Annotated in this window: 18 protein-coding genes and 2 tRNA genes; 10 read left to right on the plus strand and 10 right to left on the minus strand. The window is 71.4% G+C overall.

All coding sequences use genetic code 11. From position 1 onward, the window contains the following. Positions 1-2 precede the first annotated feature (2 nt). On the minus strand, positions 3-785 hold the full coding sequence (locus ABZ809_RS02930) for an IucA/IucC family C-terminal-domain containing protein (protein WP_357560824.1): 783 nt from the start codon (positions 783-785) through the stop codon (positions 3-5). Between the two features lie 307 nt (positions 786-1,092). Here ABZ809_RS02930 and ABZ809_RS02935 point away from each other — a divergent pair, with 307 nt between their 5' ends. After that, entirely contained in the window at positions 1,093-2,610 is a 1,518-nt protein-coding gene (locus ABZ809_RS02935) for a peptide deformylase (RefSeq protein WP_357560619.1), read from the plus strand. Positions 2,611-2,802: 192 nt separating this feature from the next. Here the strand turns inward: ABZ809_RS02935 and ABZ809_RS02940 are convergent, their stop codons facing one another. Continuing rightward, positions 2,803-3,921 (minus strand): globin domain-containing protein, encoded by a 1,119-nt coding sequence (locus tag ABZ809_RS02940; protein WP_357560620.1) that lies wholly within the window; start codon positions 3,919-3,921, stop codon positions 2,803-2,805. Positions 3,922-4,065: 144 nt separating this feature from the next. On the opposite strand from ABZ809_RS02940, the gene ABZ809_RS02945 reads away from it, so the two are divergent. Continuing rightward, positions 4,066-4,836, plus strand: coding sequence for a CPBP family intramembrane glutamic endopeptidase (locus ABZ809_RS02945; RefSeq protein WP_357560622.1), 771 nt, complete (start codon positions 4,066-4,068; stop codon positions 4,834-4,836). A 173-nt stretch (positions 4,837-5,009) separates the two neighbouring features. Here ABZ809_RS02945 and ABZ809_RS02950 read toward each other — a convergent pair whose 3' ends face one another. Next, entirely contained in the window at positions 5,010-5,798 is a 789-nt protein-coding gene (locus tag ABZ809_RS02950; RefSeq protein WP_357560624.1) for a hypothetical protein, read from the minus strand. A 739-nt stretch (positions 5,799-6,537) separates the two neighbouring features. On the opposite strand from ABZ809_RS02950, the gene ABZ809_RS02955 reads away from it, so the two are divergent. Both ABZ809_RS02955 and ABZ809_RS02960 read left to right on the plus strand, forming a co-directional pair. After that, positions 6,538-6,628, plus strand: a tRNA-Ser gene (locus ABZ809_RS02955). 36 nt (positions 6,629-6,664) lie between these two features. Then, positions 6,665-6,740, plus strand: a tRNA-Arg gene (locus ABZ809_RS02960). A gap of 899 nt (positions 6,741-7,639) precedes the next feature. Here the strand turns inward: ABZ809_RS02960 and ABZ809_RS02965 are convergent. Continuing rightward, positions 7,640-8,641, minus strand: a complete 1,002-nt coding sequence (locus ABZ809_RS02965) for an NADP-dependent oxidoreductase (RefSeq protein ID WP_357560625.1) — start codon at positions 8,639-8,641, stop codon at positions 7,640-7,642. Between the two features lie 96 nt (positions 8,642-8,737). On the opposite strand from ABZ809_RS02965, the gene ABZ809_RS02970 reads away from it, so the two are divergent. Further along, positions 8,738-11,734 (plus strand): BTAD domain-containing putative transcriptional regulator, encoded by a 2,997-nt coding sequence (locus ABZ809_RS02970; RefSeq protein WP_357560626.1) that lies wholly within the window; start codon positions 8,738-8,740, stop codon positions 11,732-11,734. Positions 11,735-11,929: 195 nt separating this feature from the next. Here the strand turns inward: ABZ809_RS02970 and ABZ809_RS02975 are convergent, their stop codons facing one another. The 5 genes from ABZ809_RS02975 to ABZ809_RS02995 form a co-directional block, all read right to left on the minus strand. Continuing rightward, complete coding sequence (locus ABZ809_RS02975; protein WP_357560627.1) at positions 11,930-12,190, minus strand: hypothetical protein; 261 nt, start codon at positions 12,188-12,190, stop codon at positions 11,930-11,932. A 181-nt stretch (positions 12,191-12,371) separates the two neighbouring features. Continuing rightward, complete coding sequence (locus ABZ809_RS02980) at positions 12,372-13,940, minus strand: hypothetical protein (RefSeq protein ID WP_357560629.1); 1,569 nt, start codon at positions 13,938-13,940, stop codon at positions 12,372-12,374. 65 nt (positions 13,941-14,005) lie between these two features. Further along, positions 14,006-14,896 carry an ABC transporter ATP-binding protein gene (locus tag ABZ809_RS02985; RefSeq protein WP_357560630.1) on the minus strand — a complete coding sequence of 297 codons (891 nt, stop codon included), beginning with the start codon at positions 14,894-14,896 and terminating at the stop codon, positions 14,006-14,008. A 316-nt stretch (positions 14,897-15,212) separates the two neighbouring features. After that, positions 15,213-16,001, minus strand: coding sequence for an ABC transporter permease subunit (locus tag ABZ809_RS02990; protein ID WP_357560632.1), 789 nt, complete (start codon positions 15,999-16,001; stop codon positions 15,213-15,215). Next, positions 15,994-16,908 carry an ABC transporter ATP-binding protein gene (locus ABZ809_RS02995; protein ID WP_357560633.1) on the minus strand — a complete coding sequence of 305 codons (915 nt, stop codon included), beginning with the start codon at positions 16,906-16,908 and terminating at the stop codon, positions 15,994-15,996. The genes ABZ809_RS02990 and ABZ809_RS02995 overlap by 8 nt, the downstream gene beginning before the upstream one ends. Before the next feature lie 85 nt (positions 16,909-16,993). On the opposite strand from ABZ809_RS02995, the gene ABZ809_RS03000 reads away from it, so the two are divergent. Continuing rightward, positions 16,994-17,440: a MarR family transcriptional regulator gene (locus ABZ809_RS03000; protein WP_357560634.1), complete on the plus strand. Its 447-nt coding sequence runs from the start codon at positions 16,994-16,996 to the stop codon at positions 17,438-17,440. Positions 17,441-17,735: 295 nt separating this feature from the next. On the opposite strand, the gene ABZ809_RS03005 is transcribed toward ABZ809_RS03000, so the two are convergent. Beyond that, on the minus strand, positions 17,736-18,254 hold the full coding sequence (locus ABZ809_RS03005) for an Lrp/AsnC family transcriptional regulator (RefSeq protein WP_357560636.1): 519 nt from the start codon (positions 18,252-18,254) through the stop codon (positions 17,736-17,738). A gap of 91 nt (positions 18,255-18,345) precedes the next feature. On the opposite strand from ABZ809_RS03005, the gene ABZ809_RS03010 reads away from it, so the two are divergent. The 4 genes from ABZ809_RS03010 to ABZ809_RS03025 all read left to right on the plus strand — a co-directional run bounded on the left by ABZ809_RS03010 (position 18,346) and on the right by ABZ809_RS03025 (position 20,894). After that, positions 18,346-18,672, plus strand: coding sequence for an alcohol dehydrogenase catalytic domain-containing protein (locus ABZ809_RS03010; RefSeq protein WP_357560637.1), 327 nt, complete (start codon positions 18,346-18,348; stop codon positions 18,670-18,672). Between the two features lie 272 nt (positions 18,673-18,944). Then, positions 18,945-19,178 (plus strand): hypothetical protein, encoded by a 234-nt coding sequence (locus tag ABZ809_RS03015; protein WP_357560639.1) that lies wholly within the window; start codon positions 18,945-18,947, stop codon positions 19,176-19,178. Positions 19,179-19,206: 28 nt separating this feature from the next. Continuing rightward, on the plus strand, positions 19,207-20,193 hold the full coding sequence (locus ABZ809_RS03020; RefSeq protein ID WP_357560640.1) for a GNAT family protein: 987 nt from the start codon (positions 19,207-19,209) through the stop codon (positions 20,191-20,193). Positions 20,194-20,276: 83 nt separating this feature from the next. After that, positions 20,277-20,894, plus strand: a complete 618-nt coding sequence (locus tag ABZ809_RS03025) for a DinB family protein (protein WP_357560641.1) — start codon at positions 20,277-20,279, stop codon at positions 20,892-20,894. Positions 20,895-20,967: the final 73 nt, after the last annotated feature.

Consider the following 20,967-nt stretch of genomic DNA (forward strand, 5'->3'; position numbering starts at 1 on the left):
CGTCAGGCCTGGCGGACGCAGCAGCCCTGGCAGACCTTGGGGCTGGGCAGGGTGAAGGCGAGACAGCAGGTACGGCGCTGCACGGTCGGCTCGCCGGACGGGCCCGGGACCAGCTCCACCAGGTCGCCGAGGTCGAGCGCGCCGAGCAGCGTCTCGATCGTCTCGACCGACGAGCCGGGCAGGCCGTCGGCGGCCCGCAGGATGCCGTGGGCGATGCCCGAGGCCACCGACCCGAGCAGGGTGCGCGCGCCGATCCGGACCTGGGCCTGGATCGCGGCGACCATCGGGGCCAGGTGGGCGTCGAGCAGCGAGGCGCGGAGCACCCGGAGCAGTTCCGCCTCGTCCGCGACGACCCGCACCTCGGGCGGCCCGCTGAGCGCCAGCGGGTCGCTCGGCAGCACCGCGACCGTGGTCGAGCGGCGCAGGCCCATGGTGAGCAGCGGGCCGTGCTCCTCGAACTGGATCAGCACGTCGGCCGGGTCGAGCAGCGGCACCCGCCGGGCGGAGGCCCAGCCGAGCACCACGGGAAGCGCCGTCCAGTAGCTGTATCCCTTCCAGGCCAGTGCGGCGCACGCGTGCGGGGTGCCACCCCAGCGCGAGCTGGCCGAGCGCAGGAACTCCGGCAGCCGGGTGCCGTCGACAAGCGTGGTCGCCGGGCTCCAGCTCACCTCGTCACGAACCAGCAGGCCGGGCGCGAGGCCGGGCACGTCGTCGGTGCCGAACATGCCCCGCAGGGCGGCCGTGACCGGGGCCAGCGGCGCGGCAACGGCTTCCCGCCCCGGCATCACCGCTGTCACTCGACTCATCCCCTGCCCGATATCGCCGCTTCTGGGCTGATGCCCAGGTCCTGAACTAAGGCTAGCCTAACCACAGCTTCGATGGTTAGGGAAGCCTCGCCTGTGTCGGATCGGCGGCGCCGGCCGTGGCGCCATCGGCGCGCGAGCGTGCCTCCAGCGGGGTGGAGCGGGACTGCTGCGGCGGGCAGTATCGATAGCTGTCGCTCCCTGTCAAGGTTCGTGTCGACAAGATGCCACATCCGTGTGCGTCGCGACACAGAACGTGAAACTGGTACTCCCGGCCATGAGGAAGCTGATGACGACCTCACCGCTCGATCGGGCTGCCGACTCCTTCGCCGTCGAGCTCGCCCGGCACCGCACCGGACGGGGCCTGTCCAAGAAGCAGCTCGCCACGCTCATGGGGTTCGACCCGTCGTACGTCAGCCACGTCGAGTCGCGGCGGCACCGCCCCACCGAGGACTTCGCCCGCCGCGCGGAGGCGGTGCTGGAAGCCAGTGGCGCCATCTGGCAGCGCTTCAAGGAGTACGACGAGCTGCGCCACGCCCGGACCGAGCGGAACCACCGGGAGCCACCCCTGCCGGGGCAGTGGATGCCGCCCGGCACGGGCCTGATCGTCGAGCGGGAACTCGCCACCCTCACCTACCAGGACGACTCCTACCTCTGCGTCATCCGCCGCTCCCTCTACAACGCCGGCACCGAGCCGGTCACCCGCTACCTCGTGCGGGTGGCCGTCGACCGCTACCCGAACGACCCGGGGCGCTCCAACCTGCACCACCGGGAGCATCCGCTCACCTTCGCCGAGCTGCGACTGCGGGCCTACCGGGAGGACGGAACCGAGCGGGAGGCGATGCACTGGCGGGCCAAGCACGACCGGGACGCCTTCAAGGAACTCTGGCTGCTGTTCGAGAACGACGACCGGCGCTTCCCCCTCTACCCCGGCGACCGGGCCACCATCGAGTACGCGTACTGCGTCGGGCACGACAAGTGGGGCCCCTGGTTCCAGCGGGCCGTCCGGCTGCCCACCCGGCAGATGGCCGTACGCCTGGACCTTCCGGCGGCCCTCGACCCGCAGGTCTGGGGCGCGGAGACCTCGCTCTCGACGGAGGAGGGCCCGCTGCGCACGCCGGTGACCCGGCACCCGGAGGCCGACCGGATCATCTACGACTGGGCGACCGACGACCCGCCGCTCAACGCGCGGTACCGGTTGCAGTGGCGGTTCCGCAGCCGGCCGGACGCCGAGCCGGACGACTCCGGGCAGGTCCGGCCCAGCGACCGGATGCGCGGCATCGGCATCGTCCAGCGCGGCGCCGACCTGCTCCGGCAGCCGGCGCGCCCGTTCGACCTGCCGCGCGAGGAGCAGGCGGCCCGGGAGGTGGCCGCCCGCCTCACGGCGGGGCTGGCCAGCCTCGACGAGCTGCACCCGTTCAACAAGGGGGTGGGCCTCGCCGCCCCACAGCTCGGTCTCGACCGGGCGGCGGCCGTGGTCCGTCCCCCGGACCGGTCGGCCGAGCCGGTCGTGCTGCTCAACCCCCGGGTGGTCGACGCCTCCCCCGACTCCGACGAGCAGTACGAGGGATGCCTCTCCTTCTTCGACCACCGTGGCCTGGTGCCCCGGCCGCTCCGGCTCGACGTGGAGCACGCCCAGTACGACGGCAGCCGGATCATCACCTCGTTCGAGTTCGGCATGGCCCGGCTCGTCGCCCACGAGATCGACCACCTGGAGGGGCGGCTCTACGTGGACCGGATGGCCCCGGGCGTGCCGCTGGTCCCGGTCGAGGAATACCGCGAGACCGGCCGGCCCTGGCGCTACTGACCGCCACGCCTCGGCACGATCTCGTGCCGGCGTCGAGCGGTGCTGCGGCCACGACCACGTCCGCGCGGGTGGGAAGGACGGCCGGGCGGACGTGGTCGTGCGGGGCGGTGCCGGTCCGCCCGTCTTGGGGGACCGGGGCGCGTGCCCCAGGGGGCAGGGGCACGCGCCCCGGTTTCGGGGGGAGGAAAGTCTCTACAGGTTGCCGAACGTGTCGTAGCGGGTGTTCTCCGGCGGAACGCCGTCCTCGGCGAGGACCCGGAGGGTGGCCCGGACCATCCGGGCCGATCCGGAGACGTAACAGTCGTGCGCCGTCCACGGGCCGTACCGGCTGACCACGTCGGAGACCTCACCCAACTCGCCGTCGAAGTCGGGGTCCTCGCTGCACGTCGGCGTGACCGACAGCCACGGGTGCGTGGCCACCAGATCCTGGAGCCCGGCCAGGCCGTACAGGTCGCCCGCCGCGCGGGCGCCGTAGAAGACGTGCACCCAGCGGGTCCGGTTGTAGGTCGCCAACTCCTCCACCAGCGCCTTGATCGGCGCGAGCCCCACGCCGCCGGCCACGCAGAGGATGTCCCGCTCGGAGGAACGGTCCAGGACCATCGACCCCATCGGCGCCGCCACCCGGAGCAGGTCGCCGGGCTTCACGCGGCGGACCAGCGCCCCGGAGACCCAGCCGGCGCCCGGCGGCGTACGGACGTGGAACTCCAGCACGTTGTCGTCGTTCGGGGCGTTCGCCACCGAGTAGGTGCGCCACACCCGGGGGAGATGGCGGGGCACCTCCACGCTCACGTACTGGCCGGCCTGCCACGACATCGGGTGCTGCAACGCCCGGCAGGTCAACACCGCCGTGTCCCTGCCGTGCCGCTCGTGGGTCAGCACCTCCGCGTGCCAGAACGGCGGGTTGTCGTCGGCCGCCGCGCCGGCCAGCATCTTCTCCGAGATCGCCGCGTACGCGTCCCGCCACGCCTGGTCGTACTCCAGGTTCCAGCCGTCCCCGGCGATGCTGCGCAGCGCGTCCAGCAGCGCGACGCCCATCGTCTCGTAGTGCGTCGCCTCGACGTGGTACTTCCGGTGGTCCCGGCCGAGCGAGCGCAGGTACTCGTCGAAGCTCTCCGGGTCGCCGACCGTCTGGGCGGCGGTCACGATCGCCTCCAGGATCCGGTCGCCCTGCCCGGTCATCTCCACCGGGAACAGCTTCCGCAGCTCGGGATCGAGGAGGAAGAGCCGGGCGTAGAAGTGACCGCTCAGCCGCTCCCGGTGCTCCTCGACCAGAGTCCAGCTCTCCTTCAGCAGCCTTGCGAAGTCGTCCACGGACACGCTCCTTCTCCTGACGGCGGATCGGGCGCCCATAGAATGTCCACGGAGCGTGCTCGCCGGTCGCACAGAATGTGCGATCGGCTCGTGAGGTTCACTCGGGCGATGCCAGCGGCCGGCGGCGTCGGGCACAGTGGTGCGGTGACCGTTGAGCTGGAACGCCCGGCGACCCGCCGGATGCTCGGCACCGAGACGCTGCTGGTGCTCGGCCTCTCCCTCGGCCAGTCCGCCGTCTACGCGACGGTGTCGATCATCGCGAAGCTGACCGCCGACGGGCCGCTGTCGAAGCAGACCGCCGCGCTCAACACCTCGGCGTCACCCCGGCCGTGGCTGGACCTGACGTACCAGCTGCTCGGAATCGTCTTCGCGCTGCTGCCGGTGGCACTCGCCGTACACCTGCTGGCGAGGGACCCCGGCGACCCGGCGCGCACCCTCGGCCTGGACGCCCGGCGGCCCGGCCAGGACCTGGCCCGGGGCGCCGGACTGGCCGCACTGATCGGCCTGCCCGGCCTGGCGCTGTTCTGGGCGGCGGCCCAGCTCGGCGTCAACGCCACACTGGTGCCGGCCGCACTACCCGAGGTGTGGTGGGCGGTTCCGGTGCTGATCCTCGCCGCCGTGCAGAACTCGGTGCTGGAGGAGGTGATCGTCGTCGGCTACCTGACGACCCGGCTGCGTCAGCTCCAGTGGCGGGTCGGCGCGATCGTCGCGACGAGCGCCCTGCTGCGCGGCTCGTACCACCTCTACCAGGGCTTCGGCGCCTTCGTCGGCAACGTGGTCATGGGCGTCGTGTTCAGCCTCTTCTACCTGCGCACCCGCCGCGTCATGCCGCTGGTCGTCGCCCACACCCTGCTCGACATCTTCGCCTTCGTCGGCTATGCCCTGCTGCCGAGGGAATGGTTCGACTGGCTCTGACACCCGGCGCCCGCCGCCGCGGCGGTGCCGCCGCTGGTGGATCTTGGTCGGAAAGCGCCCCTCGAAGGGCCATTTCCCACCAAGATCCACCAGCTTCCACGTCTTCCCCGGCCGCGCTTTCCTGAGCTGAGCCGGGCGCGGACTGAGTCGGGTCGGGCGCGGGCCGCCGGTGGTCAGCCGGCCGGTGACCGCCGGTAGGCGGTGATCGCCCGGGCCGCGAGCCGCTCAGCCGCCGCCGCGTCGCCGGCCGCGGCCGTGAGTACCGCCGCGCCCGGCAGCACCCGGGACGCCAGCCGCAGCACCAGCCAGCCGCCCGCCTGCGCGGCCAGCGGCGCCGCCAGCCGCCACGCGGCCTCCGCCGCCCGGGGCCAGCCCGCCTCGCCGGGCGCACCCGGCGACCGGGCCGCCGCCAGCGCCGTCCGCGCGCTCTCGGCGTCCGGGTGCACCCGGGTCAGCACCAGCAGCTCCACCGCCCGGTCCGGATGGACCGGATCCCGGCCGTACGCCGCCGCCAGGTGCAGGACCAGGCTGGCCTGGGTCCACAGCACCGCCGCCAGCTCGGCCAGCGGCGCGAAGAGGCCAGCCAGCGCGGCGGTCGCCCCACCCGCCCCGGCCTGCCGGACGAACCGCCGGGTCGCCAGCCGCGCCAGCCCGTCGGCACCCGCATCGGGGTACGCCTCGCGGAGCCGCTGCGCCCAGTCGCGGGCGCGCGGCCCGATCGCCTCGACGGCGGCCAGGGCCAGCAGCTCCGGAGTGAACGCGGGGTGGTCGAGCAGCCGCGCGGCGATCACCCGCGGATCCGATTCCGGCGTACGCGCCGGCGGTCCCACCGCCTCGGAGCCGGCACCGTCGGTCGAATCGACCCGCGCCGGGGCGGCCTTCTTGACGACCGCCTTCTTTGCGGCCGTCTTCTTCGCGGGGGCCTTCGCCGGGGCGGCGTCGCCGGTGGCGGCCTTCCGCACCGAAGCTCTCTTTCTCGGAGTGGGGCTGCCCACACCCTCCTCGGCGGTGCGTGCTGCCTCTTCCGTGGCGCGGCTGCCCGTCCTCTTCCTGGCGGCTGGACGGCTCGTCCGTGCTCCGGTGACAACCTCGGCCTGGCCGTCGGCCCGGTCCGGCACCGGCGTGGGACTGGACACGTCCGCAGGCGGGCCGCCGGTGTCGGGTCGTGCCGCGAGCACGTCGGGCTGCTCGGCCGGCGGGGTCTCGCCGGTCGCCGCGGGCACGCCCCCGGCCGTGTGTGGGACGTCACTCTCGCTCGCCTGTTGCGCCTGGTCGGGACGTCTTCCGGGAGCACCCGAGGCCGAACGGTCGGCTTGGTGGGGCAGCGGCGGGTCGGCCGGGGGAGGCTGGAAGAGCACCGCCGGTGCCGGATTCGCCCGCCGGGGCCGCTCCCCGGAATCCTCCGTCCGCGCCGCCTCGGGTGGCGCGGGTGGTGGCGTGAAGGTCGCCTTCACGGGGCGCTGACGCGCTCCCGCAGCAGACTCTCGGCGGGTCGGCTCGCGCGGCGGCTGCTCCTGCATATCGATGGAGCGTAGTCCCGATCGCGCCTGTGCACAGCCGGGAAAGGCGAGGCCAGGGCGAGCCGTGGCGGCTGCCCCGGGCGGCCCGGCGCGCCGGGGCAGGGACGGACCGGGGAAGTCGCTTTGCTCCCGATGGGTGGTGCCCTGTATCCTCGGGCGCGGTGGTCTGCAGGGCCACCAGGGAGACTTCGCCTAGTCTGGTCTATGGCGCCGCACTGCTAATGCGGTTGGGGTCTTAAAGCCCCTCCCGGGTTCGAATCCCGGAGTCTCCGCGCGAAAGCCGGGTGTGTAGACTGGCCAAGCACCGAGCGCCCGTAGCTCAATGGATAGAGCATCTGACTACGGATCAGAAGGTTAGGGGTTCGAGTCCCTTCGGGCGCACCACCTGAGCAGGGAATATAGCCGATCGGCTATATTCCCTGCCTTCGTATGAGTCATGTGTGGGTCGCGATTGTGGCCCACGTTTGAGCAGCTCAGAGGCACTTTGGTTCGCGGTCGCGCCGCTCGGGCGGCTTCTGGGCAGCCGAGCACCATCGGAGCACCACGTTCTTGATATGTGGGATGTCTGGTTGCGAAAATGGGAAGCCCAGGAGGCGGCGGCGCGTGTTTTCGCAGGTAGCGGCCTTAGCTCGGCATGCGCTGGCGGCGACCCTGCGGTCCGACCCATCTGATTACCGCTCAGATGCTCCCATTCAAGGGAGACGGCATCGACTGAGACGGCAGCGTATGGACGAGGAGTGCTCGTCGAGCATCTTGTACACCTCGTCGGCGACCCTGTTCGCGTTGGCGTGTTACGTCACCTACCGGTGCAGCAGACCCGTTTCACCAACTCCCCATACATTGATATCCCTTGCTCCCGATACAGACCGGCGCCGACAGCGGATCCGTCGCCCGGTCGTGTCTGCCGCGAGAGCCGGGCGGGCTGAGCGTGCGGAAGGTCTAGCGTTGGTCGGGTGCTGATGTGCCCCGACCAGCCTGGCTATGCGGCCGGCCACCGCCGACGATGAATAGCCGCTCGGCGCAGTGATCCACGTACGCTCCGACTGGCTTCAGCAGCACGGCCTGGCAGAAGGCGCAAGGCTATCGTGAGGGCACCACATCGGTCGCGGCCGGCGGCACCACACCCACACCACCCGTGACTAACTGATTCGAGACGGGGCGATGCGTGAGCTGTGCACGGCCCATCCTGTCGGTGGGCCAGGCCGGTCGGGGTCTCTCTTCCCTGTGGCTTCGCGGGGGACGAGGTTGGAGCATGGCTGGGCCGGACCTGGCGGCGACGCCCGTCAGAGCCGCACCAGCATCTTGCCGACGTTGGCGCCTCGCATCATGTCGAGGAAGGCGGTCGGCGCCTGGTCCAGGCCGTCGGCGACGGTGTACTCGGTGCGCAGCGTGCCGTCGGCGAGCCGGGGTGCGGCCTTGCCGATCCACTCGGGGAGCAGGTGGAAGTAGGAGTTGACCAGCATGCCGCGCAGGGTGGCGTCCTTGGCCGCGAGCTGGAACAGGTTGGCAGGGCCGGGCACCGGGTCGGTGGCGTGGTAGCCGCTGATCGCGCCGACCATGGCGATTCGGCCGCCCGGGCGCAGCGCGTCGATGGCTGTCACCAGGTGGTCCCCTCCGACATTGTCGACGTAGACGTCGATGCCGTCCGGCGCCGCGGCGGCGAGCTGGTCGGCGAGCGAGCCGGCCCGGTAGTCGATCGCGGCGTCGTACCCGAACGTGGTGACCAGCTTTTCGGCCTTCGCCGGGCCACCGGCCGATCCGATGACGCGGGCCGCGCCGAGCGTGCGGGCCAGCTGACCGGCGATGCTGCCGACAGCACCGGCAGCGGCCGACACGAAGACCACGTCGCCCGCACGTACCGGGGCGACTTCGGTGAGGGCGGCGTAGGCGGTCAGCCCGGTGGTGCCGAGCGGGCCCAGGTAGGCCTCGGCCGGGGCGAGGGTGGTGTCGATGACGGTTGCCGCGGCGCCGTTCAGCACGGCGTACTCGCGCCAGCCGAGGAAGTGGGTCACGGTCGCGCCGACCGGTACGCCCTCGGCCCGTGAGCTCACCACCTCGCCCACCGCCGAGCCGTCCATGGGCGCGCCCAGCGCGAAGGGCGGCAGGTAGGACTCGACGTTGCGCATTCGGCCCCGCATGTACGGGTCTACCGACATCCAGGTGTTGCGGACGAGAATCTGGCCCTCGGCAGGTTCCGGCACGTCGCCCCGCACGAGCGTGAAGTTCTCCAGGGTGGGCTCGCCGACGGGGTAGGCGGCCAGGTGGATTTCCCGGTTCTCGGTCATGTTGCTCTCCTTTGGGATGCCGTTGGGCTTCGGCTACACACGTTGCCCGGGGCCACGCACGATCCGCTGACGGTCCGCTGCGGGTAGCGTGATCTCGTGCGATTCGGGGTGCTCGGGCCGTTGGCGGTGTGGACGTCCGAGGGGCGGCCGGTGCGGATCCCCGAGGCGAAGGTCCGCGCACTGCTGGCCGACCTGCTGGCGCAGCGGGGCCGGCCCGTGTCGGCGGACCGGCTCATCGACGACCTCTGGGGCGAGGAACCGCCCGGCAACCCGGCCAACACCCTGCAGACAAAGGTGTCCCAGCTGCGCCGGGCCTTGGAGCGGGCCGAGCCGGGTGGCCGGGAACTGGTCGCCTTCGAGCCGGCGGGGTATGTGCTGCGCGCTGGCGACGTGGACGCCGAACAGTTCACCGCATCGCTGGCACGGTCTCGCGCCACCGATGATCCGCTGGCCAAGGCGGGACTCCTGGCGGACGCGCTGGCGCTGTGGCGCGGCCCCGCGTACACAGATTTCTCCGACGCGGATTTTGCCCGCTCCGCTGCGGCCGGCCTGGCGGAGCAGCGGCTGACCGCGCTGGAGGAGCAGGCCGAGGTACGGCTGGCGCTGGGCGACCACAGCCTGCTGGCGGACGAGCTGACGCCCCTGGTGGCCGAGCACCCGCTGCGGGAACGACTCCGGGCCGCGCACCTGCGTGCCCTCTACCGGTCCGGACGGCAGAGCGAGGCACTGGCCGGGTTCGACGAGGTGCGCCGGGCGCTGGCCGAGGAACTCGGCCTGGATCCCGGGCCGGAACTGGCGGCCCTGCACCAGGCGATGCTGACCCAGGATCCCGAGCTGGCTCCGGCCGTCCCGCCGGTGACCTCGGCAGTCCGGCCGCGGCCGCGCCTGCCCGCGCCGATTTCGGCACTGGTCGGCCGCGAGGAACAGGTGGCGGCGGTGCGCGAACTGCTCGCGTCCGCGCGGCTGGTCACGGTGACCGGTCCCGGCGGGGTGGGTAAGACCCGGCTGGCGCTGGCCGTGGCGGCGGAGTCACCGGACGATGCGTGGCTGGTCGAACTCGCCGCGCTGCGCGCCGGCGGTGTGGCGGAGGTCGCCGACGTGGTGGCGGGCGTCTTAGGCGTACGCGACGAGATCGCCGAGCGGGGGCACCCCGCCGAGCTGGCCGACCGGCTCGCCGACGCCCTGCGCGGGCATCGGATGCTGCTCGTCCTGGACAACTGTGAGCACCTGGTGGAACCGGTCGCCGAACTCGCCTTGCTGCTCTTGCGGGCCGCCCCCGGGCTGCGCATCCTCGCCACCAGTCAGGAACCGCTCGCCATGGCCGGAGAGAGCGTGCACCAGCTCGGCACGCTCGGCCCGGGCGAAGCCGCCGACCTGTTCCGGGCTCGTGCCGGCAACACCCTGGACGCGGACGACGAGAAATGGGTGACGGCGATCTGCGCCCGGCTCGATGGCCTGCCGCTGGCGCTGGAGCTGGCCGCCGCCCGGGTGCGTACGCTCGGCGTGCGCGGCGTCGCCGAACGGCTGGACAACCGGTTCGAGCTGCTCTCGGCCACGACGCGCGGGCTCCCCGCCCGGCAGCGGACGTTGCGCGCGGTGATCGACTGGAGCTGGGATCAGCTCGACCGGAAGCAGCGCGCGGCCCTCTGCGTGCTCGCCGTGCATCCCGGCGGCTGCCTGCCGGAGGCCTCCGGGGTACGGCTGGACCTGCTGGAACAGCTGGTGAACCGGTCCATGGTGGTGGCCGAGCCGCAGGCGTCGGGCCAGATGCGCTACCGGCTGCTGGAGTCGGTCGCCGCATACTGCCTGGATCGGCTCGACGACGCGGGCGAGGTGCTCGGCCGGCGGGACGCCTTCTACGCGGATCTGGTCCGGCAGGCCGATCTGTACGGGCCCGCGCAGCGGCACTGGCTGCAGCGACTCGACCAGGAGTGGCCCAACCTGCGCGCGGTGCTCGACCACGCCGCCGATCCGGACCTGACGATCCGGCTGGCCTGGTACTGGTACCTGCGCGGCAAGCACAGCGAAGGGCATCGCCGGCTGTCCGCGGTCCGCGACGATACCGAGGCGGCGCTGTGGGCGCAGGGGTTTGCCCTGCTCACCGGCAGACCGGCGGCCGACCGTGTCCCCACGACCGGGGCCAGCCCCCGGGCGCGCTGGTTCCTGGCCCTGGCGCACCTCCACCTCGGAGAATCGGCGCACGCCGGGAAACTCATCGACGGGGCGCTGGCCGACTTCCGAGCGGCGGGCGACGAGTGGGGTACGGCCGCGGCGCTTGCCAGCCGTACGAAACAGGCTCTTTTCGAGGGCGATTTCGTCCTCGCCGAGCGCAGCGGGACCGACAGCCTCGCGTTGTTCGCCGCCCTCGGTGATCGGTGGGGGCGGCTGCAGGCCGCCGACATGCTGGGCTATCTGGCCGAGATCACCGGCGACTACGAGCGGGCCGCCCGGCTGCACCGTGACGGGCTGCGCCACGCGGAGGAACTGCATCTCTGGGTGGACGCGTCCTACCGGCTCGCCAGCCTGGGCAGGATCGCGCTGCTGACCGGTGACCTCGACCGCGCCGAGGAGTTTCACGAGCGGGGCCTGCGGCTGGCGACCGAGCAGTCCAGCCCGTTCGCCGTCGAGTTCGCGCGGATGGGCCTCGCGCTCGGCGGCCGGCGCTCCGGCGACCTCGACGGCGCCGAACGGCACCTGCGGGAGGCGTTGGCCTGGCACCGGCGCGTGGCGGACGAGCATGGCACACCGCACTACGGCGTGACCCTGGTGCTGGCCGAGCTCGGCTTCCTCGCCGAACAGCGCGGCGACGCGGTCCAGGCCCGCGCCTGGCACCTCGAAGGTCTGACGGCAGCCACCGCGCTCGGCGACCCGCGCGCCATCGCGCTGGCACGCGAGGGCCTGGCCGGAGCGGCGGCGCTGGTGGGCTCGGTCGAAGAGGCCGAAGCGTTGCTGGCCGAAGCGGCAGCGCTCCGCGAATCGGCCGGAGCGCCGCTGCCGGCCGCCGAACGCGGCGACGTCACGCGGATCGAGGCCCGCATCCGGGGCGCCGTGCCCCGGCCGTCAGCCGGTCATGCGCGGGGCAGATCAGGCTGACCCCATGAAAGCGCTGATCTACCACCCCGGCCTGACCCTCGAGAGTGTCCCCGACCCGGTGCCCGGATGGTGAGGTCCTCCAGGGTGATGCGCCCCATGTGGGGGATGAGGAACCGTTCGGCGTCTCGGGTGTAGGCGGCCAGGGTGGTCGGCCGGATCTTCGTGCGGGTCGACAGCCAGTACCGCAGCCACCGTTCAAGGGTCCATGCCCGCGGGGGTGCGTTCCTCGCCGGTGCGGGCCAGCCATTCGTCGCGGGCCTTGCTGGCGGCGGCCTTGGACCGGAAACCGCCGCGTCGTGCGCGGGCCGGCCCGCCGAACACGTCAGTGGCGGAACAGTCGAAGTACCAGCTGCCATGCCCGCGTTCCGGCAGCCGATGGCAGTGCTGCTCCAGCCGCTTCTTGCTGGTGGTGTCGCGGCAGCCGCACCGCTTGTAGAGCTTTCCCGGACCAGCCATGACTTCCTCTCTGACTATCTGCATGGAAGGAGAGGGCTGGTCGCCCTCAGCACCATTGGGCATGTCGACCCTGGAACGCCGGGCAATAGCCGGCAGCCGCAAGTGGCCGTCGTGTCGAGGCCGCACCGAGTCCCCTTGTCGCGCGACTGGGACGCGCGCGAAGCGATCGTGACGTGGCTGGTCAGGTGCGTAGGTCGCGGTGTTGGTACCCGATGGCACCGGCGAGGGTGAGAACGCTGGCGGTGATGAGCATGCCGATGACTCCGGGCCAGTCGGGTGCTGCGTCGGGCACTGCGGCGAGGTGTGTGAAAGGGGACAGCGTGCCGACCCAGTGGGGGGCGTTGGTGCTGTCGGCGATGACCTGGAGGAGGAAACCGCCTGCGGCGGGTAGGGCGCCGACGAGCGCGACGGCGCGGGGTAGCCAGCCGAGCGCGAGGATCGCGGCTCCGAGGCAGAGTGCCGCTATCGGCAGGACGTTCATCGTGCCCGCGAGTGCTGCGGCGAGGCGCAGGGGTGCGCCCATGCTTGTCGCTCCGATCCAGGTGGCCAGCCCGGCCGTGGTGGTGAGTGCCACGACTCCGGTGGCGGCGGTGGTGGCTTCTGCGGTGAGGAGTCGGAGCCGGGTGATGGGTCCGGCGTAGATGAGGGTGAGCCGGCGGTCGGCTTCGGCGGCGGCGATGGTGGCGACGTGTACGGCGGTGAAGATCCCGGCGGGGATGGCGAGCAGCGCGAACATAGCCGCCGCGTAGCCCTCGACGGAGCCGAGACCGGCGAATCCTGCCTGGGCGGCGAGGTCGGCGAATCGCGGGTTGTCGGCGAGGAAGTCGGTCATGGAGACCGCGAGGAGCCCGATGAGCAGGTAGTAGGCGCCGACGCCGGCGGTCCAGCCGGCGAGCGGGCGTAGCAGGCGCCGGAGGGCGAACGCGGGGACCGAGCCGAGGAGCCGCAGCCGTGGTGCGCGTCCAGTGCGGGGTGTCAGCCAACCACCTCGGACGTCGCGGCGCCCGGTGGCCGCGGGAATGGCGGCGAGGAGAACGGACGTGGCCAGCGCCAGCACCAGCAGCGGTAGGACCCGGTTGTCGTGGTAGGGCCGGGAGAGCGCGGCGAGGCCGAACGGGGACAGCCAGCGCAGCCACCCGAGTGCGTCGACGCCGTCACCGATCATGCGGAGGAGCAGTCCGGCGCCGAGCAGCGCGACGGTGGCGCCGCTCGCGGCGGCCCGGCTCGGGAAGATCTGCGCCGCGAGGGTCCCGGCGGTGGCGAAGAACACGCCGACAAGGGCGACACCCGCCCCGTGCAGCGCGGCACCGGCCGGTGGGGTGCCGGCGGCGGTGAGGGCGGTCGCGGTGCCGAGCCCGACGAGCAGCGCGGCGGTGACGATCACGGTGGCGTGGCGCATCACGACGGTGGACAGGGGGACCGTGCCGGCCAGCAGCAGGTCCCAGTGGCCGGCGTCTTCGGCGCCTCTGGTGATCCGGGTGGCGGTGAGCAGCGCCCAGGCCCCGACCAGGACGGCGAGGATGGTGCCGGTGCGCCACACGGTGAAGCCGCCGGCGGTGTCGAGGGCGACCGGCTGACCGAACAGGGTGCGGATCGCCGGGTTCTCGGCCAGTGCGGCGAGGGCTGCGGCGTCCATGGCGTCGCCGACGGTGCTGGCGTAGGTGGTGGCGACCATCGCCGACATGCCGCCGACGATGATGATGACGATGGTCGCTCCGCGCCGCATCTGGCGGACTGCCAGCCAGGTCACCGCGTTCCTTGCGCTGGTGTCCCCGGCTGCTCGGGCGGCCCGCGGTGCCCGTGCGTCGACGGCGGTCACCGGGACACCTCGTCGTAGTAGTCGAGGAAGATCTCCTCGAGTGTCGGCTCGTGGATCGTCAGCGCGGTCACGTCCGCCGTGGCCAGGGCCCGCAGGGCTGGCGCGGGCGGGCCGGTGAGGGTGAACCGTAGCCGCGCGGGCCCGACCTGCTCCACCGCGTCGACACCGGGCACCTCGTCAAGTCGGGGTGCGGTGCCGGCGAAGGTGACCTCGACCTGGCCGCGATGCAGTCGTCGGAGGTCCGTGACGTCGGCGATCTCCACGAGCTTGCCGGCGCGCAGGATCGCGACCCGGTCGCACACGGCTTCGACCTCGGCGAGTTGGTGAGAACTGAGGAACACCGTCTGCCCCCGCTCGCGGGCCTGGGCCACCGCCCGCTGGAACTCCCGTTCCATCAACGGGTCCAGGCCGCTGGTCGGCTCGTCGAACACCAGCAGGGGAGCGCGGGTGGCGAAGGCCGCCACCAGGGCCACCTTCTGCCGGTTTCCGGTCGAGTACGTCCGGCCGGGCTTCGACACGTCCAGCGCGAACCGCTCGACCAACTCGTCGCGGTAGCCCCGGTCGACACCGGGACCGGTGCGACCCAGCAGTTCGAGGGTCTCGGCGCCGGTCAACTGCGGCCACAGCGCCACATCGGCGGGCACGTACGCCAACGACCGGTGCGCGGTGCGCACGTCCTGGGCGTCGGTGTCGAAGATCCGGGCGTGTCCCGCGGTCGGCCGGGCCATGCCGAGCAGCAGGCGGATGGTGGTGGACTTGCCGGCGCCGTTCGGGCCGAGGAACCCGAACACCGACCCGGCGGGCACGGCGAGGTCGAGCGCGTCGAGCGCGAGAAGCCGCCCGTAGCGTTTGGTGAGACCTTCGGTGCGAACAGCGAACGCATCCATGGGAGCCCTCTTCGGTCGACGCGACATGACCACTGCCGACCAGACTTCCCGGCGCTCCTCAACGGAGCGTACGCCCGCAAGTCACCGTTAGGAAGTGTGTGTCAGGTAGACGCGGATGGTGGTGCCGTAGGTTGTCCGCCTCGTTCCCGGCGGAACGCCGTCGGCGGCACTGTCGCGGTCCTCGACGGCAGCCGGGGCCTGGCGGCTGGCGGCGCCGACCTGACCGGATGAGGGTGGGCGGGTCGGCGACTGGGCCACGTGCCGGGACTTCCGACCGTCCCGTCGGGGGATCGGTCGGCGGAGGGGGGCTGAGGTCTCAGCTGGTCAGGTCGCGGCGGTTGAAGGCGGCGGTGGCGAGGACAACGAGCACGCCGATGGTTGCGGTGAGGATGCCGAGGTCGGCCCATTGGAAGCCGTTGCGTAGCGGCTCGTTGCCGATGTAGTAGTGGAACGGGGAGAGGTGGCGGAGGCTGTCGGCGCCGATCTGGCTGGCGAAGGTGTTGGCGGCGTAGGTGAGAACGCCGATCGCGGCGCTGCCGGCGAGTGCTGCGGCGCGGCTGCCGGTGACGGCGCCGATGGTGATCGCGATGGCGCCGAAGAGGGTGCACAGCAGTGCCAGTGCCACCGACTGGGCGGCGAACTGCCCGATGCTGATGGTCTCGAGTCGGGCGCTGGGGCGGACGGCGAGCATGGCGAGCAGGACGAGGCCGGCGAGGATGCCAGAGCCGATCGCGAGCGCGGCGCAGCGGTGCAGCAGCAGCCGTGTCCGGCTGACCGGATGGGCGAGGAGCAGGTCGAGGTAGCCGGCCTCCTCGTCGCCGGCGATGACCCGGGTGCCGGTGGCGATGCCGTAGATGACGGCGATCAGGGGCACGATGATGCCGAAGACGCTGGAACCCAGGTAGCCGGCGGCGCTGGCGATGTCTTCCATGTTGAGGGCTTCGCGCAGGGTGGGGGAGAAGCCCTCGACGGCCTGGCCCATCGCCCCGTCGGCAACCTGCGGATAGAAGCCGGCGTACATGGTGCCGACCAGCGCGGTGCCGACGGCGAAGCCGGTGAGGCTGCGGCGGGAGTCCCAGAGGGTCTTCGTCAGGACGTTAGGCACGGCTGGCCTCCTTGGCGGCCTCGGTGGGCTGGTAGTAGGTGAAGAAGAGTTCCTCGAGGTCGGGTTCGCTGGCCCGTAGGCTGGCGACCTGGTGTCGGGCGAGGACCGCGATCAGCTCGTTCGGTTCCGTGGCCAGGGCGAAACGGGCTGTCGCGCCGTCGACGGTCAGGTCCGAGATGCCGGGGAGCGTGGTGAGGGCGGCCTGGTCGATCGGGCCGGTGAAGGTGATCTCGAACCGGTGCCGGGCGTGGTCACGGAGCCGGGCGACGGTGTCGAGGGCGACGAGCCGGCCCCCGCGGATGATCCCGACCCGGTCCGCGACCGCTTCGACCTCGGTCATGATGTGCGACGACATGAAGACGGTCTGTCCGGCGGCCTTGGCCTCGCGGACCAGGTCGAGGAAGGTCTGTTGGACGAGCGGATCGAGCCCGGAGGTCGGCTCGTCGAGGATCAGCAGATCGGGTCGGTGCATGAACGCCTGGACCAGACCGACCTTCTGCCGGTTGCCCTTGGACAGGGCCTTCACCCGAACGGACAGGTCGAGATCGAGACGAGCGGCAAGTTCCTCGATCCGTGCCCGCGGCACGTCGCTGCGCAGGTCGGCCAGAAAGGACAGGCACTCGCCGACCCGCTGCCGGGGGTCGACCAAGAAGTCGCCGGCGAGGTAGCCGATCCGGCGATGAAGTGAGACAGCGTGCTCGCGTGGGTCGCGGCCGAACAACCGCGCCCGACCGCTCGTCGGACGGATGAGGTCCAGCAACAACCGGATGGTGGTGGATTTCCCGGCCCCGTTCGGGCCGAGGTAGCCGAACACCTCACCCTCGGCCACCGCCAGGTCCAGCTCGACCAGCCCTCGGCGGGTCCCGTACGTCTTGGTCAGCTTCTCCAGCTGGATCACGTCTTCCATGACGGAGACATTATCGAATCTTCAGAGATTTCTGAAGATTCGGAGCTGTTAGGATTTCGTCAAGACGCGTGACAGGAGGACCTGAGTGGCAGCGTTGAGAGACCCCGCGGAGCACCTCGCCCTGGCCCTCACCCAGGGCGGCATGCAACGGATGACCGCACGGGTGCTGGCGGCGCTGCTCTTCACCGAGCAGGACACGCTCACCGCGGGAGAGATCACCGAGTCGCTCACCATCAGTTCGGGCAGCGTCTCGACGGCGTTGAAGTCACTCACCTCGGTCGGACTGATCGAAAAGGTCCCCGCCCCTGGCAGCCGCCGGGAACACTTCCGCTTCCGCGAAGGCGCCTGGGCGACCCTGATGTCGGAGCAGAACCAACTGGTAAAGGTGATGCGAGAGGCCGCCGAGCAGGGCATCACGGCCACCGGCGAGGACAGCGTCGCTGGCCGCCGTCTCGGTGAGATGCGGGACTTCTACGACTACCTGTGGCGGGAACTGCCGGCCCTGATTGACCGGTGGAAGGCCCAGAGGTAATCCAACGCTGTAGTCACGTCATGGAAGTTCGACGCGATGACCCGCGCCGTCTGAACTGCAGGAAGGACGTCTTCATTGCTTGTGGGCGTGTGCTGCTCGGTGACGGCTCGTCCGACGAGCATCCTCACGTCTGCCCGGTCTGTCCTGATGCGGGGGCGTTGGATCCGGTCCGGCGGTCGCGGCCAGCGTCGATCTCCGAATCGATAAATGCTTATCGATTGAGTCGCTGTTTGGGCGTCACCACCGGTCACTGCCATGCATGTTGGCTGTTGGTCGGCTGGTGTTTGTGGCTTGACTACCTGTTTACCGGGGGCCTTTCCCTGCCTTGCCTGGCTGGCGGGATCCATCCGGCGATGTCGACGTCACGTGGGTGTACGGGTTCGGAGAGGACGACGCCGGTGGTGGTGTCGCCCAGTTCCGTGAGCCGCTCGATGACCTGCTCCAGGTGCTCCGCGTCCCGCACGGCGATGGTCAGCTCGTAGCAGTTGTGCCCGGTGACATGGACGCAGGAGAGCACGTGCCCGATGGTGAGCAGTTGCTCACGCAGACCCTGGGAGTTGCGGACGGAACGGTGCCGGGGGCGCAGGGACACGTGGGCGCGCAGGCCCAGCCCGAGCCGGGCGAGGTCGAGGTGGACTCCGTAGCCCTTGATGACGCCGGAGTCCTCGAGGCGGCGCATCCGCTCGGCGACCGCGGGGCGGCTCAGGGAGACACGGCGGCCCAGCTCGGCGACGCTGATCCGGCCGTCACGGGAGAGTTCGCGGATGATGGCGAGATCCGCGGCGTCCCACGGTGACGATCTGCCGGTTGTCATGAGAGATCAGCTCCATATCGGCGGTCATCGCCCGCCGATCCCGTCGAAGTGGCATGGGCGAAGGGCTGGCCGCAGCTTACTGTCATCCACCGTGAAGGCGACGGTGCTGCACGAGCCTGGCTGGATGGACGTCATCGACGTCCCCGACCCGATGATCGAGGGTCGTGGTGACGCCGTGGTGAGGGTGTCCCTGGCAGCCCTGTGCCGTTCCGATCTCTGGCCCTACCGTGGCCAGGAGTCGTTCACGCCCGGCGATCGCATGGGGCACGAGCGGGTCGGGCTCGTCGAGAAGGTCGGCGCGGACGTCGCTCGTGTCCGGCCGGGCGAACTCGTCCTGGCCCCGTTCGCCTTCGCGGACGGGACCTGCCCCACGTGCCGCGACGGCTGGTTCAGCTCCTGTCCAACCGGCGGCTTCTGAGGTGGCGGCAACGGTGGCGGTCAGGCCGAGGCGGTCCGCGTGCCGTTCGCCGACGCGACGCTCGTCCCGGTGCGTGCGGATGCCGACGCGGAACTGTTGCGCCGACTGCTGCCGCTGACCGACGTGATGGCGACCGGCACCCACGCCGTCTCGCTGCCGTCGGCCTCATCCGGGGGGCGACCGGGGGTGGCGCGCCGGGTGTCGCCGAATGCGCAGGCACCCAGTCCGCCCTCGACCTCGTCCGGCCCGGTGGCACGATCGGCTCCGTCGGCGTGCCCAACGGCGTGGACCGTGTCGACCTCTACCGGCTGTTCCGGCACAACATCACCCTGCGGGCGGGGGTTGCCCCCGCCCGCCGTTACCTGGAGTCCCTCCTTGCCGACGTCCTCGCCGAGCGCCTGGACCCGTCACCCGTCTTCCCGGCCCAGATTCCCCTCGATGCCGTCGCCGCCGCCTACCACGCCATGGACACCCGCCAGGCAGTCAAGATCGCGATCCGGCCTTGACCCCGGGTACGACCAGAGGAGTCGAATGATGCACGAAGCGTTCCGGCCCGACTACCCGATCCTCACGCCACGGCTGGCGCTGCGGCCGCACCGCGCCGACGACCTCGACGACCTGCTCGAGTTCCACGGCGATCCCGACGTCGTGCGATTCCTTCCGTGGCCCCTCCGCGACCGGGCGGCGACGAACGCCGCGCTCGCCGTGAAGCTGGACCAGGCGACCCTCACCGAACCGGGCCGATGGCTGGTGCTCGCCGTGGAGTTGCGCGAGACGAAGACCGTGATCGGAGAGGTCCTCCTGAAGTGGGCCAGCGCCGAGCACAGGCAGGGGGAGCTCGGCTTCGCCTTCGGGCGGGCCCATCATGGCAGGGGGTACGCCGCCGAAGCCGCCGCCGAGCTGCTGCGCCTGGGCTTCGAGGACCTGGGCCTCCACCGCATCACCGCGGTGTGCGTCGAGGGCAACGAGCCCTCGGCCCGACTCCTGCGCCGCCTGGGCTTCAGCCAGGAAGCGCGGCTGGTCGACAACGTCTGGTTCAAGGGCGGCTGGGCCACCCAGCTTCTTTTCGCCCTGACCGAAGACGACTGGCGGACGCCCGCAACGACCAGCAGGGACGAGGAGGAAATCAACTCCCTCATCCGCTGCTACTTCGACGCCTTCACCTCAGGACCAGGGGTCGACGAGCGCATGGCGGCACTGCGCGACGCGATGCTGCCCGGAGCCATCATCGTCCGCACGTGCGGGATGACTCCCGCGGTGTACGACGTCGACGCGTTCATCGAGCCACGGCGTGCCATGCTCACCGACGGCACGCTAACCGACTTCCAGGAAGAAGCCCGGTCGGGCCGGCTGGACCTGTTCGGCGACATCGCGCAGTGGTTCGGAAGGTACGCCAAGGAGGGCCGCATGCACGGTGCCCCCCACACCGGCGGCGGGATGAAGTCGATCCAGTTCGTGCGTACCGAAGCCGGCTGGCGCATCAGCGCGGCCGCATGGGACGACGACCGCCCGCAGCGATAGGAGGGACAATGGTCAACAGCAGCGATCCTGGACCGCGGACCGCGCCGGAGCCGACCCCACGCGAGCCGAAGAACTGGTCCGTCGTGGTCACGTCCGGCTGCCCGGAGTGCGGCTTCGAGCCGGGCAGCATCGCTCCTGAGGTGGCAGCACGACGACTCCACACCGCGATGCTCGGCTGGGAGACGGTGCTCGCCGGCCCTGCGGCCTGCCAACGGCCGGCACCGCAGACCTGGTCCCCGACGGAGTACGCCTGCCACGTCCGCGACCTCTGCCGACTGCTGCCGGCCCGACTGGCCATGATGGTCTCGTTCGAGGATCCGCAGTTCGAGAACTGGGACCAGGACGACGCGGCGGTGCGTCACGCGTACTGGACAGTTCAGGCGGCTGAGGCGTGTGCCGACCTGCGCCGATGGGCCGCCGCCGCGGCGAGCACGCTCCAGGCCGTCGCTGATGACCAGATGCCCAGGACTGGCAGCCGAAGCGACGGTACGCGCATGACCATCGGTGAGCTGTGCGCCAACTTCGTCCACGAGGTCGAACACCACCTCCAGGACGCCGGCGGAACTCTTCCACGGCCCGGCCAAGAGCTGGATGTGGTCTGCTTGCCCGAACTCCAAGCTGGCGGTGTGGCGCGCCGCGGGCTCACCATGCCTACCGATCCAGCAACGCAACAGAGCCCGCCCCAGTCGTCGCGGAATTGACCTTGGAGCCTGCTGGCCATGGCTGTCCGACTGTCAGACGCGCGACCTGGTCAAGCAGGGGCACGCGGGCCCG

This window comes from Micromonospora sp. NPDC047074 (genome assembly GCF_040643815.1).
Taxonomy (GTDB): domain Bacteria; phylum Actinomycetota; class Actinomycetes; order Mycobacteriales; family Micromonosporaceae; genus Micromonospora.